This is a genomic window from Nocardiopsis suaedae, assembly GCF_027706745.1.
Taxonomy (GTDB): Bacteria; Actinomycetota; Actinomycetes; order Streptosporangiales; family Streptosporangiaceae; genus Nocardiopsis_A; species Nocardiopsis_A suaedae.
Map to the genome: position 1 here is coordinate 93,867 of NZ_JAQFWP010000013.1, position 17,575 is coordinate 111,441.

At 73.8% G+C, this 17,575-nt stretch carries 11 protein-coding genes; 9 read left to right on the forward strand and 2 right to left on the reverse strand.

The genetic code is table 11. The features are described from left to right. Window positions 1-104 precede the first annotated feature (104 nt). A complete protein-coding gene (locus O4U47_RS09620) occupies window positions 105-1,580 on the reverse strand; it encodes a polysaccharide deacetylase family protein (RefSeq protein ID WP_270677349.1) in 1,476 nt (491 codons plus the stop codon). A 221-nt stretch (window positions 1,581-1,801) separates the two neighbouring features. Here O4U47_RS09620 and O4U47_RS09625 point away from each other — a divergent pair, with 221 nt between their 5' ends. Then, window positions 1,802-1,927 (forward strand): hypothetical protein, encoded by a 126-nt coding sequence (locus tag O4U47_RS09625; RefSeq protein ID WP_270677350.1) that lies wholly within the window; start codon window positions 1,802-1,804, stop codon window positions 1,925-1,927. Here O4U47_RS09625 and O4U47_RS09630 read toward each other — a convergent pair. Then, window positions 1,891-2,253: a winged helix-turn-helix transcriptional regulator gene (locus O4U47_RS09630; RefSeq protein WP_270677351.1), complete on the reverse strand. Its 363-nt coding sequence runs from the start codon at window positions 2,251-2,253 to the stop codon at window positions 1,891-1,893. The two genes, O4U47_RS09625 and O4U47_RS09630, sit on opposite strands and share 37 nt — an antisense overlap. A gap of 136 nt (window positions 2,254-2,389) precedes the next feature. Here O4U47_RS09630 and O4U47_RS09635 point away from each other — a divergent pair, with 136 nt between their 5' ends. From O4U47_RS09635 to O4U47_RS09670, 8 genes are all read left to right on the forward strand, one after another. Further along, window positions 2,390-3,205: an NAD(P)H-binding protein gene (locus O4U47_RS09635; protein ID WP_270677352.1), complete on the forward strand. Its 816-nt coding sequence runs from the start codon at window positions 2,390-2,392 to the stop codon at window positions 3,203-3,205. A 477-nt stretch (window positions 3,206-3,682) separates the two neighbouring features. Next, window positions 3,683-5,566 carry an NAD(P)/FAD-dependent oxidoreductase gene (locus tag O4U47_RS09640; RefSeq protein ID WP_270677353.1) on the forward strand — a complete coding sequence of 628 codons (1,884 nt, stop codon included), beginning with the start codon at window positions 3,683-3,685 and terminating at the stop codon, window positions 5,564-5,566. Continuing rightward, on the forward strand, window positions 5,532-7,259 hold the full coding sequence (locus O4U47_RS09645) for an NAD(P)/FAD-dependent oxidoreductase (protein WP_270677354.1): 1,728 nt from the start codon (window positions 5,532-5,534) through the stop codon (window positions 7,257-7,259). Before O4U47_RS09640 ends, O4U47_RS09645 begins: the two co-directional genes overlap by 35 nt. After that, a complete protein-coding gene (locus O4U47_RS09650; RefSeq protein WP_270677355.1) occupies window positions 7,256-8,974 on the forward strand; it encodes an NAD(P)/FAD-dependent oxidoreductase in 1,719 nt (572 codons plus the stop codon). The genes O4U47_RS09645 and O4U47_RS09650 overlap by 4 nt, the downstream gene beginning before the upstream one ends. Then, on the forward strand, window positions 8,971-9,870 hold the full coding sequence (locus O4U47_RS09655; RefSeq protein WP_270677356.1) for a thioesterase II family protein: 900 nt from the start codon (window positions 8,971-8,973) through the stop codon (window positions 9,868-9,870). The genes O4U47_RS09650 and O4U47_RS09655 overlap by 4 nt, the downstream gene beginning before the upstream one ends. After that, window positions 9,848-15,631 carry a type I polyketide synthase gene (locus O4U47_RS09660; RefSeq protein WP_270677357.1) on the forward strand — a complete coding sequence of 1,928 codons (5,784 nt, stop codon included), beginning with the start codon at window positions 9,848-9,850 and terminating at the stop codon, window positions 15,629-15,631. The genes O4U47_RS09655 and O4U47_RS09660 overlap by 23 nt, the downstream gene beginning before the upstream one ends. Next, entirely contained in the window at window positions 15,615-16,637 is a 1,023-nt protein-coding gene (locus O4U47_RS09665) for a DUF1702 family protein (RefSeq protein ID WP_270677358.1), read from the forward strand. Before O4U47_RS09660 ends, O4U47_RS09665 begins: the two co-directional genes overlap by 17 nt. Beyond that, window positions 16,634-17,572, forward strand: coding sequence for a DUF1702 family protein (locus O4U47_RS09670; protein ID WP_270677359.1), 939 nt, complete (start codon window positions 16,634-16,636; stop codon window positions 17,570-17,572). The genes O4U47_RS09665 and O4U47_RS09670 overlap by 4 nt, the downstream gene beginning before the upstream one ends. Window positions 17,573-17,575: the final 3 nt, after the last annotated feature.

Below are 17,575 nucleotides of genomic sequence, written 5' to 3' on the forward strand. Positions count from 1 at the left end.
GGTCCGCACTCGACCGACATCCTCATACGGGGCCGCCTCAGGCCGGTCGGGAACATGGGGCCCCATCCCCTACAGAGGACGAGGCCCCACACGCCGTCGAGCGGTCAGGCGTCCGGGCCGGACTCGGGAGGCAGGGTGGGACGGCCCCTGCTGTAGTAGAGCTCGCCCGGCTCGGTCTCTCCGAGCATCTGCGACACCGTGGCGAAGGTGTAGCCCTGCTCCGTCAGCTCTTCGAGGATGGACGGGACCGCGTCGACCGTCGTGCCGTGGATGTCGTGCATCAGGATGATCGCCCCCGGCTCGGCGCCGTCGATCGCCCGCTGGGCTACGATCTCCGCGTCCCGGTCCTTCCAGTCCTCGGTGTCGACGTTCCACAGGATCTGCGCCAGGCCGAGAGCGGCGCTGACCTCCGCCACCGTGTCGTTCGTGGCACCGTAGGGCGGCCTCATCAGCACCGGGACGGAGCCGGTCTCCCTGCGGATCTGCTCGTTGACCGGGGCCAGCTCCTCGCGGACCCCGGCCTCGTCCAGCGTGGTCAGATCGGGGTGGTCGATGGTGTGGTTGCCGATCTCGTGCCCCTCCGCGTACGCGCGGCGCACGGTCTCCGGGTACCGGTCGATCGTGCGCCCCGTCTGGAAGAACGTCGCGGGCGCGTCGTACTCGGCCAGGGTGTCCAGGAGTTCGGGTGTACGCGCCCCCGGGCCGTCGTCGAAGGTCAGCGCCACACACTTGGTGTCGGCTCGGGTGCAGTCGACGCTTTCGGTCCAGTCCTCCATGCGCCCCGGCACCGGGAGGTTCTCACCGCCCCCGTCGACCGCCTCGTCGAGCGTGAAGCCCTCCACCGCCTCCTGGGAGGCCGCCTGGGCGCGCGTGCCGAGGTCGGAGAGGAGCGGCGCGGCGTCGGCGCTCTCGATGACGGCGCCGGTCCGGTCCTCGTTCTCCGGGGCGAGCTGCTCCGCGTCGAACTCCACCACCAGGTCGCCGTCGTCGTTGAAGGCCATCGAGTCGTACAGGCCCAGCACCGGCTGGAGCGCTCCGTCGGCGGCCTCTTCGCCCTCCGACTGCGCGAGGACCAGGTCGTTGAGCGCCTCCAGCTGCTCCTGTCCGGCGAGGAGTTCGGTGGAGTACGCCGCTCGTCCCGTCTCGGCGTCGTACCAATGGGTCTCGGAGCCGGTGTGCTCGCCCTCCGCGCCCTGTTCGGTCCAGGCGATCCGCACGCCCACGATGCCGTTCGCGGCGGCGGTGATCTCCCAGTCGGACTCGAACCCCTTGGCCGAGGGGGTCACGGCCGTGAAGTTGTCGATCCGCTGGTCCAGGGCCTCGGCCAGGCGCTCGTTCAGTGCGCCGGCGTTCGGGATGACGGGGTAGTCGGCCTCGACGGGGACGGCGTAGTCGTCCGGCAGCGCCTCCTCGGCCAGTCCGGTGAGGTCGTCCGGTTCGACGGAGGAGAACACGAGGTCCGCCGTCGGCAGTCCCTCTTCACCGCCCGACCGGGTGTCGGCGACGGTGCCGGAGGTGCACCCGGTGAGGGCGACCGCTCCGGCGGCGAGGAGGGCCGTGAACCCACGGCGCCGTGACATGTCCGGACGGGCGGAGCGCCGTGGGTGAGCGGGGAGAGGACGCGGGAGGCCGTCCCGTTCCGTGGGGTCCATAGGGGGGTCCTCAGAGCAATGAAAGGGGTTTTCATTCCCATTTTTCACAATGGGTACTCGCTCCGACACCCCGCACATAGGGTGACCCACGTCACTTACTTAACGGTAAGCCCCACGTGACGCACACACCGAGCGATGGCGTCCGCCGGATGTTCCCCGAACCCGCGGCCCGAGGCGTCGCCGAATACGCGTACACCGCTTCCCACCTGGCCGAGCGGCCGGAACAGACGCTGGTCGCCTATGCCGACGGCAGCGCCCCCTCCGACGGGGCCTGATCGCCGGTGCGGTCGGCGTTGTCGGCGTTGTCCTCGATCCAGTCGAGCATCGCGGCCAGGTGCGCGCAGAGGCCGCCGCCGAGCGGAGTGAGGCCGTAGGCGACCTTGGGCGGGGTGGCCGGTTCGACCTCGCGCCAGACCAGGCCGTCCTCGACGAGGTTCCGCAGCGTCTGCGAGAGCATCTTCTCGCTGATGCCCCCGATGCGGTCGCGCAGCTCGTAGAAGCGCAGGGGCTGCCGTTCGTGCAGGCGGAGCAGGACCCAGATGCCCCAGCGGCTGGTGACGTGGTCGAGCAGCCGCCGCGCCGAGCACTCCGTATGAAACACGTCACGGCCACCGCTAGGGGCCGCTCCCCCTGCCGGGAGTCCGTCGTCCATGGAAGGAGCTTACGTCAAGGTACGCCCTTTCTATAAGTGAGCCGCCTACCTATGGTCTGCCGCGTACCTCGAGAAAGGAACCGTCATGATCGTGGTCACCGGATCCACCGGCAACATCGGCCGTCCGCTGGTCGAGGCGCTCACATCGGCCGGAGAGTCCGTCACGGCCGTCTCCCGCGATCCGATCGGGCTGCCCGCGCGCGCCCGGCACTTCGCCGGGGACCTCGCCGACCCAAGCGGCCTGGAGCCCGCCTTCAAGGGCGCGGACCGGATGTTCCTCATGGTCCCCGACCCGGCGCTGCCGGTCGACGAGATCGTCGCGACCGCCCGGACCGCCGGTGTCGGACGGATCGTGCTCCTGTCCTCCCAGCGGGCGCAGTCCAGGAACGACCCCTTCCTGACCGGCATGGAGCGGACCGTGACCGGCGCGGTGCCCGAATGGACCGTCCTGCGCCCCGGCGGCTTCGCCTCCAACGCGCTGCTGTGGGCCGAGTCGATCCGTTCCACCCGGACCGTCACAGCGCCGTTCGGCGACGTCGCGCTCCCGCCCATCGACCCCGCCGACATCGCCGCCGTCGCGGCCGCGGCCCTGCTCGGGAACGACCACCTCGGCCGGTACTACACGCTCAACGGCCCCCGGGCGGTCACACCGCGCGAGCAGACCGCCGCGATCGCGGACGCGCTCGGCGAGCCGGTCGCATTCATCGAGCAGACCCGCGCCCAGGCCTTCGAGGAGCTGTCGCAGGTCTGGCCCCCGGCGGTCGTCGACAAGACCCTCGACGCACTCGGCACACCGACCCCGGAGGAGCGCACTCCGGCGGCCGACACCGAGACCGCCCTGGGCCGCGCCCCGCTCTCCTTCACCGACTGGGCCGCCCGCAACGTCGACGCCTTCCGGTAGCCCGCACGCCCCGCCCGCCCGACGGGACGGTGGCGTCCGCTCTAGGGGGTGTTGTGTGGATCATGGCCGTAGCGAGCGGCGTCCAGGTGCGTTCATCGCGAGAACGCTGTGTTTCCCGAAAAGCAGGGGAGTCAGCCTGGGTGCGCTGTCGACCGATGAGGACGCAGCGAGGGGCGTGCCCGGGCGTCGCGCAGTAGGTCGTGATCCACACAACACCCCCTAGGGGACGGCCGGGCCGCAAGGGCCGGAGCGTTGGATCCGGCGTCGTCCGGTGTCCGGATACGGCCTACCGGACCGGCGACGGGAGCGGACCGTCCGGGAGCCGATCGGCGCCATCGGCCCCGGTCGCCGCGGCCTGGCCGGTCCGCGCCCGTGTGCCGGCGCCCGCCGTCCGCGCCGCTCCGGAACCGCCTCCTTGCAGGCCCCGTAAGCCGCGTGCAAGCCGTATTTCCCACGATTTCATGCGAAAGGGGAAATATGACTTCAGAGGCACAATCGCGGGTCGGCGACCTGTCCCCCGAGCAGCGGGCGATGCTCGTGAAGTCGCTCCGCCGGCGCATCGGGCGCCCCGCCGACGGGCCCAGCCACTACGACGTCGTGATCCTCGGCGGGGGCGCCGCCGGGCTCACCCTCGCGCTGCAGCTGCACCGGACCCGCCCCGGCACCCGCATCGCCGTGGCCGAGCGGCAGCGCCACCCGGTCCCCGAGACCGCGCACAAGGTCGGCGAGTCCACCGTGGAGGTCGCCGCCCACTACCTGCGCGACGTCCTCGGCCTGCACGACCACCTTCAAGAACAGCAGATCCGCAAGTTCGGGCTGCGCATGTTCTTCAGCAGCGGCGACAACACCGACATCGCCCGGCGCGTGGAACTGGGCAGCTCCGCCTTCCCGCCGCTGAGCACCTACCAGCTCGACCGCGGGCGGTTGGAGAACGAGCTGGGCCGCCGCTGCCGCGCCGCCGGCATCGACTTCCTCCCGGGCGGCAGGGTGCTCCGGGTCGACCTCGCCGAGGAGGGGGAGGCCCACCACGTCCGCCTGCGCGACGACCAGGGCGAGCGCAGCCTCCACGCCGCGTGGGTGGTCGACGCCACCGGGCGCAACCGGCTGCTGCAGCGCCGGCTCGGCCTGGGCAAGGACGTGGGGCACACGGCCAACGCGGCGTGGCTGCGCGTCGGGGCCCCCATCGATGTGGGCACCTGGACGAGCGACCCGATCTGGCACGCCCGCATCGCCGAGGGCGACCGGGCCCTGTCCACCAACCACCTGATGGGCCCCGGCTACTGGGTGTGGCTGATCGCCCTGTCCTCCGGGGCCACCAGCGTCGGCATCGTCGCCGATGCGCGGACGCACCCCTTCGAGGAGTTCAACACGCTGGACGGCGCGCGCGCCTGGCTGCGCCGGCACGAGCCGCAGTGCGCCGACGCCCTGGAGGAGCACCGCGACGAGATCCGGGACTTCCGGGTCATGCGGGACTACTCCTACAGCGCCGAGCAGGTCTTCGACGGGCAGGCCCGCTGGTGCCTGACGGGCGAGGCCGGGATCTTCCTCGACCCGCTGTACTCGCCGGGCCTGGACCTGATCGCCATCGGCAACGGGCTCATCACCGACCTGGTCACCCGGGCGCTCGACGGTGAGGACGTGCGGGCCGCCGCAGGGGTCCACGACTCCCTGTTCCGGCGCATCGCCGAGATCTGGCTCGCCCTCTACGAGGACCAGTACGCCCTGATGGGCCACCCCCGGGTGATGACCTCGAAGGTCATCTGGGACACCGCCTTCTACTGGGCGGTGTTCGGCCTGCTGTTCTTCCAGGACGGGTTCCGCCGCCTGACCGACAGCCGCGTGGTCGCCGAGACCCTCTCCGGCCGCCTCACCGGGATCAGCGACCGGGTCCAGGCGTTCTTCCGCGAATGGGCCTCGGTCGACGACGCCGGGTTCGAGCCCCGGTTCGTCGACCTCTACTCGCCGCTGGACTTCATGGTGGAGCTGCACTCCGGTATGGCCGACACGCTCACCCCGGAGCGGTTCGAGGAGCGCTTCGCCGCCAACGCCCACCGCCTGGCCCAGTTGGCCGGGCAGCTGATCAGCGCGGTGATCGACGCCCAGGCCGCGCGTCCCGGCGACGACCGGGCCGTGGCGATGATCCAGCGCTGGCAGCGGGACCCCCTGATCGCCGAGCTGCTGGCCGTCTACCGGCGCGAGCGCCACCGCGACCCCACCAGCGACGGCTGGATCACCGTGCGGCCGCCCCGTACGGGTCCGCCCGCGGCCGGCCCCGAACCCGCCCCGGCCCCCGAGCACGACCGCGACGAGAACGAAAGGCACCACGGTGAGCGAAACACCGACCACGTCACCCTCACCTGACCGGGCCGACCGCTACGACGTGGCGATCCTGGGCGGGGGCATCGCCGGCCTGACCCTCGCCCTGCAGCTGAGCCGGACCGCCCCCGGGCTGCGGATCACCGTCGTCGAACGGCAGCACCACCCGGTCCCCGAGGCCGCCCACAAGGTCGGCGAGTCCAGCGTCGAGGTGCAGGGCCACTACCTGCGCGACGTCCTCGGCCTGCGCGAGCACCTCGAGAACGAGCAGCTGCACAAGTTCGGGCTGCGCATGTTCTTCCCCCAGGCCGACAACTCCGACATCGCGCGGCGCACCGAGTACGGCCAGATCGACGAGGCGCCCCTGGCCTCCTACCAGCTCGACCGCGGGCGCCTGGAGAACCGGCTCGGGGAGTTCGTCGCCGACCGGGGGGTGGAGTTCCGCACCGGGTGCCGGGTCACCGGCGTCGAGATCGGGCCGGGGGAGGACGACCACACCGTCAGCGTCCGCGGCGACGACGGCGAGCGGCGCCTGCGCACGCGGTGGCTGGTCGACGCGACCGGCCGGTCCTCACTGCTCAAGCGCCGTCTCGACCTCGCCAAGCCCTTGGACCACCAGGCCAACGCCTCCTGGTTCCGGATCGGCCATCCGATCGACGTCGAGGAGTGGTCCGACGACGGCGAATGGCGCTCCCGGGTCCACGGCGGCCGCCGCCGGCTGTCCACCAACCACCTGATGGGCCCCGGCTACTGGGTGTGGCTGATCCCGCTGGCCTCGGGCTCCACGAGCGTGGGCATCGTCGCCGACGCCCGCGTGCACCCCTTCGACGGGTTCAACACCTATGAACGCGCCCTGGCCTGGCTCGACGAGCACGAGCCCCAGTGCGCCGCCGAAGTGCGGCGCAACGCCGGGCGGATCCAGGACTTCCGGGTCATGAAGGACTACGCCTACGGCTGCAAGCAGGTGTACTCGGCGGACCGCTGGTGCCTGACCGGGGAGGCGGGCATCTCCATCGACCCCCTCTACTCCTCCGGGGGCGACCTCATGGCCATCGGCAACGGCCTGATCACCGACCTGGTCGAACGCGACCTGCGCGGTGAGGACGTCTCCGAGAAGGCGGTGGCCCACAACCAGGTCTACCTCGTCCTCGGCGAGATCTGGCTGCTGGCCTACCACCGCCAGTACCCGCTCATGGGCAACGCCCGGGTCATGGTCGCCAAGGTCATCTGGGACACGTTCATCTACTGGGCGGTCCCCGGGCTGCTGTACTTCCACGACGCCTTCCGGCGGCTCGACGAGCGCCCGCAGACCTTCGCGGGACTGCACCGCGCCTGGACCGTGCACGCCCGCGTGCAGCGGTTCTTCCGGGAATGGCACGGCGTAGACGACACCGCCTCCTCCGGCGGGTTCGCCGACCCCTATTCGCTGCTGGACCTCATCGTCGACCTGCACAACGGGATGGCCGCCGGGCTGCCCGACGACGAGCTGGAGGAGCGGTTCACCGCCAACGTCGCGCTCCTGGAGCAGCTCGCCGGGCAGCTGGTGGCCACCGTGACGGACCGCGTGCGGACGGCGGCACCGGAGGCGGCCGCCGAGCAGATCGCGCGGTGGCGGGAGGACCCGCTGCTCACCGAGCTGGTCGCCCGGTACCGCGAGCGCGACCCCATCGAACCCGTGGACGACGCCTGGATCACCCTCGGACGTCCGACCACGCGACCCGCGGAGGCGACGACATGACCGGACCCCGCGAACCGTCCGCACCCGAGGCCTACGACGTCGCCGTCGTCGGCGGCGGCGTCGCCGGACTCACGCTCGCCCTGGAGCTGCGCCGGAGCCGCCCGGACACCCGCATCGTGGTGGTGGAACGCCAGCGGCACCCGGTCCCGGAGACCGTCCACAAGGTCGGGGAGTCGACCGTCGAGGTCGCCGGCCACTACCTGCGCGAGGTCCTGGGCCTGAGCGAGCACCTGCGCAGCGAGCAGCTCGACAAGTTCGGCCTGCGCGTCTTCTTCTCCCAGGGCGACAACAGCGACATCACCCGGCGCGTGGAACTGGGCCACTCGGAGGCTCCCCCCGCGGCGGTGGGCACCTACCAGCTCGACCGGGGGCGCCTGGAGAACGCGCTGGGGCGCGAGCTCCGCCACCGCGGGGTGCGCTTCCTACCGGGGAGCAGGGTCGAGTCGTTGGACCTGGGCGCCGAGGAGGACCACCGGCTCCTCGTGCGCACGCCCGACGGGGGTGAGCGCCGCATCGGGGCGCGGTGGGTGGTGGACGCGACCGGCCGGTCCTCGCTGCTCAAACGCCGGCTCGGGCTGGGGCGGCGGGTCGGGCACCGCGCCAACGCCGCGTGGTTCCGCGTCGGGCACCCCATCGACATCGGCGACTGGTCCGACGACCCGCAGTGGCAGGCCCGGATCAAAGAGGGGCGGCGGGAGCTGTCCACCAACCACCTGATGGGCCCCGGCTACTGGGTGTGGCTGATCCGGCTCTCCTCCGACGCGATCAGCATCGGCATCGTCACCGACCCCGCACTGCACCCCTTCGAGGCGACCAACCGGTTCGACCGCGCACTGGAGTGGCTGGCCGAGCACGAGCCGCAGTGCGCCGCCGCGGTCACCGGACACCGGGAGGAGGTCCGCGACTTCCGGGTGATGAAGGACTACGCCTACGGCTGCGAGCAGGTCTTCTCCGCGGACGGCTGGTGCCTGGCGGGGGAGGCCGGCGTCTTCCTCGACCCGCTGTACTCGCCGGGCCTGGACCTGATCGCCATCGGCAACGGGCTCATCACCGACCTGGTCACCCGGGCGCTCGACGGTGAGGACGTCGAGGAGCGCGCCGCGATCCACGACCGGATGTTCCTCCTGATCGCCGAGGGCTGGCTGGCCGTCTACGAGGACCAGTACCCGCTCATGGGCGCGCCCCGCCCGATGCTCGTCAAGATCATCTGGGACACGGCCGTGTACTGGGCGGTCATCGGCCTGCTGTACTTCCAGAACCGGATCCGCGACCTGGGGGACCTGCCCGGCGCGGTCGCCGGGCTCGGGCGGTTCAGCGTCTGGAGCCGGGAGGTGCAGCGCTTCCTCCGCGAGTGGGGCGCCGTCGACGACTCCGCCGGTCCCGCCGCTTTCGTCCGCTTCTACGACTTCGCGTTCATGCCCCGGCTGCACGTGGGCATGACCGCCGACCTCGGCGACGGCGGACTGGAGGAGCGGTTCGCCGCCAACCTCCGGTTCATCGAGCACCTGTCCGGACAGCTGGTGGCCACGGTGATGGCCGAGTTCGAGGCCGACCCCGGCAACGGCGACAAGCGCCGCCTGCTCCGGCGGTGGCGCGACAACGAGGTCCTCATGGACCTCGTCGCCGTCCACGAGCAGGACCGCTCGACCGACCCCGTCGACGACGGCTGGATCACGCTGGGCGGCGACCTCCTGGCCTCCGGGGGCCGCCGATGACGCCCGGACCCACGCCCCCCGCCCCCGCGCTCCGGGAGAGGCTCGCCCGCCTGCCGCAGGGGGAGCGCGCCGAGCTGCTCCGGCGGCTCCGGGGCCGCACGCCGGCCGCGCCGGACCCCGGCGCCTGGTTCGCGCGGCCCTCCGCGGGTGCGGCGCCGGAGCTGCGCCTGTTCTGCCTCCCCTACGCCGGCGGGGGCGGATCGGTGTTCCGTTCCTGGGGCGCGGACCTTCCCGCCGGGGTCGAGGTCTGCCCGGTCCGGCTGCCGGGGCGGGAGGCGCGCCTGTCCGAGCCCGCCCACCGGAGCCTGCCCGCCCTGGTCGAGGCGCTCCACCGGGCCATCGGCCCGCTGCTGGACGTGCCCTTCGCGTTCTTCGGGCACAGCATGGGCGCGCTGATCGCCTTCGAGCTCGCCCGCCGGCTGCGGCAGGCGGGGGACCCCCGGCCCGAGCACCTCTTCCTGGCCGCCTTCCGCGCCCCGCACCTGCCCAACCCCAACATCAGGATCCACCACCTGCCCGACGAGGTGATCAAGACCGTGCTCCTCAAGGAGGGCACGCCGAGGCAGGTGGTGGAGGACGACGCGGTGATGCGGAGCCTGCTCCCGACACTGCGCGCCGACCTCGAACTCTGCGACACCTACGACCACGTCCCCGGACCCCCGCTGTCCGCCCCGCTCTCGGCCTTCGGCGGCCTGCAGGACGTCCGCGTGAGCGGCGGCGACCTCGACCAGTGGCGCCGCCACACGGCCGCCCGGTTCCGGCTGATCATGCTGCCGGGATCCCACTTCTTCGTGCACAGCGCCCGAGACGCGGTTCTCGCGGAGGTCTCCGCGGAGCTGGAGACCACCGTGACCGGCAAGAAGGAGCGTTCTCATGACCGATCGACCGGCGAGTGAGGTGCCGGAGGCGCCCATCGCCATCACCGGAATCGGCTGCAACCTGCCCGGCGGCGCCACCGGCCCCGAGGAGTTCTGGGAAATGCTGTGCGCCGGGGTCGACGCGACCCGGGACCTGCCGGAGGACCGGTGGGACGTCCGCAAGTTCTCCCACCCCGACGGCGACCGGCTGGGCAAGTCGGGCCCCGTCCACGGCGGGTTCCTGGAACGCGTCGACCGGTTCGACGCCCAGTTCTTCGGCGTCTCCCCGCGCGAGGCGGCCTGGATGGACCCGCAGCAGCGCCTGCTGCTGCAGGCGGCCTGGGAGGCCCTGGAGGACGGCGGCCGCTCCGGGACGGACCTGGCCGGCGGCGACACCGGCGTCTTCACCGGCGGCTTCACCCTCGACTACCAGCTGCTGCAGAACTACGGGATCTACAGCCGGTACCAGCTGGAGGCCCACTCGGCCACCGGAATGATGATGACGATGCTGGCCAACCGGCTCTCCTACGCCTTCGACCTGCGGGGCCCCAGCCTGGCCGTGGACACCGCCTGCTCCGGGTCCCTGGTCGCGGTGCACCTCGCGGTGCAGAGCCTGCGCCGGGGCGAGTGCTCGACGGCCCTGGCCGGCGGGGTCAACGTGATGGCCGCCCCCACCATGACGATCGCCGAGTCCAAGGGCGGCTTCCTCTCGCCCGAGGGGCGCTGCCGCAGCTTCGACGCCGCGGCCGCCGGGTACGCCCGCGGCGAGGGGGCGGCCATGGTGCTGCTCAAGCCATTGGACCGCGCCCTGGAGGACCGCGACCCGGTCTACGCCGTCATCCGGGGGACGGCCGTCTCCCAGGACGGGCACACCGGCGGGATCACCGTCCCCAACGGGGACGCCCAGCAGGCCGCCATGCGCACCGCCTGCCGCCGGGCCGGGATCGCCCCCCGCGAGATCGACTACGTCGAGGCCCACGGCACCGGCACCCCCGTGGGGGACCCGGTCGAGGCCCACGCGATCGGAAGGGCACTGGCCGCGGACCGCCCGCCCGGGGCGGAGCCCCTGCTGATCGGATCGGTCAAGACCAACATCGGGCACCTGGAGGCCGCGGCCGGGGTCGCCGGACTCATCAAGGCCGCACTGTCCCTCAAGCACCGCCGCATCCCCGGCCAGCTGCACTTCAACGAGCCCAACCCCGACATCCCCTTCGAGGAGCTGGGGCTGCGGGTCCAGACACGGCCGGGGGAGTGGCCGGCCAAGGACGGCCCCCGCTGCGCGGGCGTCAACTCCTTCGGGTTCGGCGGCACCAACGCCCACGCCGTGCTCCAGGAGGCACCGGCCGAGGAACCGGCCCCGGCGCAGGGCGCGGACGGCGAGGGCCGCAGGTACCTCGTCCCGCTGTCGGCGCGCGGCCCCGGCGCCCTGACCGACATGGCGCGCTCGCTCGGCGACGCGCTCACCGGGCACGGCCACGCCCTGCGGGACGTGGGCTACACCCGCAGCCGCCGCCGCGCCCACTTCGAGCACCGGGCGGCCGTGGTGGCCTCCACCCCGGCCGAGGCGGCCGAACGCCTGGCCGCCCTGGCCCGGGGCGAACCCGGGCCCGGGGCGGTGACCGGCCAGGCCCCCTCCGGCGAGCCGCCCCGGACCGCCTTCGTCTGCTCCGGGATGGGCCCGCAGTGGTGGGCGATGGGCCGACGGCTGATCGAGACCGAGCCCGTCTTCCGCGCCGCCGTCGAACGCTGCGACGCCGAGCTGCGCACCTTCACCGACCGCTCCCTGATGGCCGAGCTGTGCGCGGACGAGGGGTCCTCGCGCATGGCCGAGACCGAGGTGGCCCAGCCGGCCAACTTCGCGCTGCAGGTGGGGCTCGCCGAGCTCTGGCGCTCCTGGGGCGTGGTCCCCGAGGCGGTCCTGGGGCACAGCACCGGGGAGGTCGCGGCCCAGTACCTGGCCGGCGTCCTCGGCTTCGAGGACGCCGTGAAGGTGACCTACCACCGCAGCAGCCTCCAGCAGCGCGCCACCGGCGCCGGGCGCATGCTCGCCGTGGGCATGACGCCCGAGACCCTCGACAAGGCGGTCGCCGACGCCGGCCCGCGGGTGTCGGTCGCCGCCGTGAACAGTCCGGGCGCGGCCACCCTGTCCGGCGACGCCGAGGTGCTGGAGGGCATGGCCGCCCAGCTGGAGACCTTCGGGGTCTTCCACCGCTTCCTCCCGGTCAAGGTCCCCTACCACAGCCACGCCATGGACGTGCTGCGCCCGGACCTGCTCCGCGCCCTGGCCGGCCTGCGGCCGCGCAGCGCCGCACTGCCGCTGTACTCGACCGTCACGGGGTGCCGGATCGACGGCGGGGGCGCCGACGCGCACTACTGGTGGCAGAACGTCCGCGCCACGGTGCTGTTCGCCGCGGCCTTCCGGCAGCTCCTCGCCGACGGCTACACCCGCATCGTGGAACTGAGCCCCCACCCGGTGCTGGCCGGGGCGATGCGCGAACTGATCGCCGAGCACGGCGGCGACGGGGCCGTCGTGCCCTCCCTGCGCCGCGACCGGCCCGACGACGCCGTGATGCTGGAGTCCCTGGGGCGGCTCTACACCCTCGGCCACGATGTGGCGTGGGACCGCTTCTACGGCGAGGACGCGCGCTTCGTGCGGCTGCCGACCTACCCGTGGCAGCTCCAGAGCCACTGGAACGAGCCGGCCGAGGCCGCCGAGGACCGGCACTACGACGAGGTCCACCCGCTCATCGGACAGCGCCTGGCCGCGGCCCGCCCCGCTTGGGAGCGGGAGATCGGCACCGGCGCCCTGCCCTACCTGGCCGACCACCGGGTGCAGGGGACGGCGCTGCTGCCCGGTGCGGCGATGGTCGAGATGGCGGCCGCGGCGGCCCGGGACGCCTTCGGCGAGGCCGACTACAGCGTCGAGGCCCTCGACCTGCGCAAGGCGCTCGTCCTCGGGGACGCCTGCGACCCCCGGGTCCGCACGACCCTCCACGAGGACACCGCGGCCGTGGAGATCGCCGGGTACTCCGCCGACCGCGAGGCGGACCGGCGCTGGACGGTGCACGCCTCCGCCCGGCTGAGCCGGCGGCGCCCCGAGCGGACCCGGCGCGATCTGGAGCGGGCCCGCGGCGCCTGCCGACGGCACCTGGACCACGAGGAGGTGTACCGGCGGACCGCGGCCATGGGGCTGGAGTACGGGCCGAGCTTCCGGGCCGTCCAGGAGGTCGCCACCGGTCCGGACATCGCCGTCGGCCGGATCGCGGTTCCCGAGGCCCTGCGCGCCGACCTGGACCGGTACCGGTTCCACCCCTGCCTCACCGACGCCGCGTTCCAGGTGCTGCTGGCCGCGGCCGCGCCCGCGGACGCCGACGGCGGCGCCGCGCCCTACCTGCCCGTCGGCATCGACCGCGTCAGCGTCCTGGCGCCGCCCGCGGACGAGATGTACGCGGTGGCGGAGGTCACCAGTACCGACGAGCACACCATCGTCAGCGACATCGCCCTGTGCGACGCCGACGGCCGCGTCCTGCTCGACGTCCAGGGGTTCCGCGCCCGGTCCCTGGAGAGCGTGTCGGGCCTGAGCCCCGAGCGCATCGACGCCGGACTCTACGAGCTGCAATGGCAGCGGGCGCCGGTCGACGAGGGCGCCGACGGCCCGGTCGGGGAGGCCGCCGACCAGAGCACCGACCACAGCGCCGGGCCCGTGGTCGACGGGGGCGCCGAGGCGGCCGCGGGAGCGGCGGGGGAGGGCCCCTGGCTCGTCTTCGCCGACCGAACCGGCGTCGCGGACCGGCTCCGGAAGCGGCTGGCCGCCACCGGGCGCCGCTGCCTGCTCGTGTACCACGGCGACGTGCCCGAGCCCGTCCCGGACGGGGAGGAGGTGCTCACCATCGACCCCGCGTCGCCCGAGCACCACCACCGGACCGTGCGCAGGCTCGCCGTGCCGGCCACCGGAGACGCGCCCGCGACGGTGGTGCACCTGTGGAGTCTGGACGCCCCGGACGAGGCCGCCCTGAACGACGGCGCCCCGGACGAGGCCGCCCTGAACGGGCGCGCCCCGGACGGCGTCCTCCGGGACGGCGAGGACACCGGAGCGCTCTCCGTCCTGCACCTGATGCAGGCGCTCTCCGGCGAGCACGCGCCGGCCTCGCGGGTCTGGCTGGTCACCCGGCGGGCGCAACCCGTCGGCGGCGCACCCGTCGCCGTGGAGCAGGCGCCCGTGTGGGGGCTGGGACGGGTGATCGGGCACCAGGAGTTCGCCGGGCGGTGGGGCGGCCTGGTCGACCTCGACGACGGCGACCCGGACGACCAGGCCCAGCGCCTGATCGAGGAGATCACCGGCGGCCGCGGGGAGGACCAGGTCGCCTTCCGCGAGGGGCGGCGCCACGTCGCCCGGCTGGTGCCCGCCGGGAACCTCACCCGGCCCTTCCCCCTCACCCTGCGCCCGGACGGCGCCTACCTGGTGACCGGAGGGCTGGGGGCGCTCGGGCTGCTCGTCGCCCGCCTGCTCGCCGATCGCGGCGCGCGGAACCTGGTCCTGATGGGGCGCACCCCCGTACCGCCCCGTGGGGAATGGGCCGGGATGGGCCCGGACCACCCCAGGAGGCACCTCGTCGACGCCCTCCTCGACCTGGAGCGCCGAGGGGCCACCGTGCACTGCGCCGCCGTCGACGTCGCCGACGGGCCCCGGTTGCGCGCCTGGTCCCGGGAATGGGAGCGCGATCTGCGCCCGCCGATCCGGGGCGTCGTCCACACCGCGGGCGTGGTGCGGGACGAGCTGCTCACCCGGATGGACCGGGAGGCCTTCCAGCGGGTGCTCCGGCCCAAGGTGGCGGGCGGCCGGAACCTGCACCGCCTCTTCCGGGACGCCCCGCTGGACCTCTTCGTGCTGTTCGGCTCCACCGGTTCGGTCATCGCCTCCCCCGGCCAGGGCAACTACGCCGCGGGCAACGCCTACCTGGACGCGCTCGCCCACCACCGGCGCTCCCTCGGGCTCCCCGCCCTCACGATCGGCTGGGGGCCGTGGTCGGTGGGCATGGCCGACGCCCCCGGGCTGGCGCAGATGTACGAGCGCAAGGGGATCGGGCTCATCACCCCGGAGAACGGGATGCGCATCCTGGAGCGCGTGCTGGACCAGGCGCCCGCCCACCTGGTGGCGGTCACCGTGGACTGGCCGACCGCCCGCCGGGCGGCGCACGACCGGTTGCCGCCCATGTTCGCGCAGGTCGGAGCCGAGGAGGACGCGGAGGCGGCCCCCGACGACGGCGCCTCGGTCCTGGACGCCCTGCGCCGGAGCCCCGCGGCGGGACGGCCCGCCGTCCTGGCCGCCCGCCTGCGCGGGATCACGGCCGCGGTCCTGCGGCTCGACCCCGCGGGGTTCGGGGACGGGGAACCGCTCTCCGGGCTGGGGGTGGACTCGATGATGGCGGTCGAGATGAAGCACCGCATCGACGCCGAACTGGGCATCGACGTACCGGTGCTCGACCTCCTGGAGGGCACGTCCATCGCCGGCCTGGCCGACCGCACGCTGGCGATGCTCCGCCTCGGCGACGCCGGGGGCGGGGAACCGGGGCCCAGCCCCGAGCGGCCGCCCGACGCCGCGGGGGCGGAGCCCGCCGCGCAGGGCGCCGCCGCACACGACCCCGCGGCGGACGAGCTCGAGGCCCTGCTGGCCCAGCTTCCGCCCGAGAGCCTGGAACAGATCCTCGACGAACTCGACAGCGCCCCCGACAGCGACCCCCACAGCGCCCCCGACGGCGCCGAGCCGAGCGGAGCCCCACGCGATGAATCTGTCAGCTAGCCGCCTGCGCCGCGCCGTGATGGGCGTCTCGGACGCGGAGGCCACCTCGTTCAGCCGGGGCGAGGGGCCGGTCTGGAGCCACCTGGAGACCGCGGTGCGCACCGCGGTGGGCGGCTACCACTGCGTCCTCGACTCCAGCCGGTTCGAGGACCTCGTGCCGCGCCTGGACCGGACCCCCCTGGAACTGCGCGGCTACGCCTACGAGGGCGCGGCCATGGGACTGGCCGGGCTCGATTGCTTCCTGCCGGGCCCCTCACGGTTCCGCGCGTATCTCCGCGGTCCCGGAGAGCCCCATGTGTACATGGCCCACATCGGGGCCGGGGAGGCGCTGGCCCGCCTCCGCCGACGCCCCGAGCGCTTCCTGGCCCGCCTGGACGACCCGGTCCTGAAATGGCTGGTGATGGACGGCTACGGCTTCCACGAAGGGTTCTTCAAGCCCGCGCGCTTCGTGGCGCGGCAGCAGGTCCCCCGCCATCTGTCCCCCTACGCCCGACGCGTCTTCGACCAGGGGGTGGGCCGCAGCATCTGGTTCACGGCCGGAGCCCATGTCCCCCTCATGGCCCGACTCGTCGGTCGCTTCCCTCCGCGGCGGCACGCCGACCTGTGGCTGGGCCTGGGAGTGGCCTGCGGCTACGTGGGAGGCGTGGACCGGGGCACCGTCGAGGACCTGCGCGCCGCCGCCGGGGCGCACGCGGCGCGGCTCGCCGTGGGGACCGCCTTCGTCGCGAAGGGCCGACACCTGGCCGGCAACCCGGTCGCCGACACCGACCTGGCCTGTTCGGTGCTCTGCGGCGGAGCGACCAGCGCCCAGGCCGCGCGGCTGGTCGACGCGGCCTTCACGGACCTGCCCGACGGCCCCGTGCCCGGCTACGAGGTCCTCCAGCGACGGCTGGCCGACAGCCTGGCCGACAGCGGGGCCGAACACCTGGAGCGGCCCAGTGGGCGGCCGGAGCACGAGTCCGCCGGACGCCCGGGCGAAGCCCCCGCGAAGGAGGAGGTCCGGTGACCCTGGCCGGCACCCTGCTCAAGCCCTTCTTCTCCGTCACCCCCGCCGACCTGCCCCCCGGGGCCGCGGGCGACGCCGCGTCGGCGCTGCGCATGCGCCAAGTGGTGTTCACCGTCACCGAGTGCTGCAGCCTCGCCCTGCTGCACCCCCGCGGGCGCTCCCTGGTGCCCCGCCTCGACGCCTACCCCGACGAGCTGCGCGGCTTCGCCTACGAGGGCGCCGGGGTGGGGCTGGCCGCGCTGGACCACTGGCTGCCGTGGGAGCGGCGTGTCCGGCGGTTCGTCGCGGGGGCCGGCCGCCCCTACCGCTACGCCGTCTACCTCGGAGCCGGAATGGGCCTGGCCCGCATGCGCCGCGATCCCGAGGGGTGCCGTCGGCGGCTGGCCGACGACGTCCTGAGCTGGGCCGTGCTCGACGGCTACGGATTCCACGAGGGCTTCTTCGCCCACCGGCGGCACGTCCAGGAACAGGCGGTGCCCCCGTACCTCAGCGGCTACGGCGCGCGCGTGTTCGACCAAGGGCTCGGGCGCGGCGTCTGGTTCGCCACCGGCGCCGACCCCGGGCGCATGACCGCCGCGGTCGATGCCTTCCCCGAGTCCCGCCGCGGCGACCTGTGGGCCGGTATCGGCCTGGCGTGCGGCTACACCGGCGGCGTCGGTGCCGACACCGTGGCCGCGCTGCGGGAGCGGGCCGTCCCCTTCGGCGGGCGGCTCGCCGAAGGGGTGGCCGTGGCGGCCTGGGCGCGGCACCAGGTGGGCAATCCGGCCGAGCACAACGAGACGGCGTGCTCGCTGGTGTGCGGGCTCACCAGCGCCCAGACCGCGAAGGTCGCCGAGGAGGCGCTGCGCGGAGTGCCCGGCGACGACGTGGTGCCGGCCTACGAGGTCTGGCGCCGCCGGCTCCGTACCCGCTTCGCCGAACCGGCAAGGAGGTAGCCC